The sequence below is a fragment of the Streptomyces milbemycinicus genome (assembly GCF_002154605.1).
In the GTDB taxonomy this organism is placed as follows: domain Bacteria; phylum Actinomycetota; class Actinomycetes; order Streptomycetales; family Streptomycetaceae; genus Streptomyces; species Streptomyces milbemycinicus.
The window spans coordinates 1-516 of sequence record NZ_MUNE01001173.1; the positions used below are offsets into that span (position 1 = coordinate 1).

Consider the following 516-nt stretch of genomic DNA (forward strand, 5'->3'; position numbering starts at 1 on the left):
TGGCGGCCGCCGCGCCGCCCCCACGTGCGGTGCTGCCGGTTCAGCGCCCGGATCCTGGCGCGGTCCAGCCTCTCCTGCTCCCGCCTGCGGTGCCGGTTGTGCTCCTTCTCCTTGCGGTCCTCGCGCACCTCTTCGACGGCCTCGTCCAGGGTGCGGACGCCCTCGAGCAGCATCAGCGACCAGGCGGCGAAGGTCTCGCGGGGCGCGCGCAGCCAGCGCACGATGCGGATCTGCGGCAGCGGCCGCGGCACCAGGCCCTGCTCGCGCAGCGCCGCCCGGCGGGTCTGCTTGAGGGCGCGGTCGAAGAGGACCGCCGCCGACAGCGACATACCGGCGAAGAACTGCGGCGCGCCGGCGTGGCCCATGCCACGGGGCGCGTGCACCCAGTTGAACCAGGCCGCGGCGCCGGCGAACAGCCACACCAGCAGTCGGGAGCCGAGCGCGGCGTCACCGTGGCTGGCCTCGCGCACCGCGAGCACCGAGCAGAACATCGCTGCGCCGTCGAGCCCGAACGGC

General features: G+C 75.2%; 1 protein-coding gene. It reads right to left on the bottom strand.

What is annotated here, in order from left to right; all coding sequences use genetic code 11:
• Window positions 1–516 (bottom strand): DUF2637 domain-containing protein (locus CCN51_RS51870; RefSeq protein WP_143676243.1); only part of this gene is annotated, 516 nt, incomplete at both ends.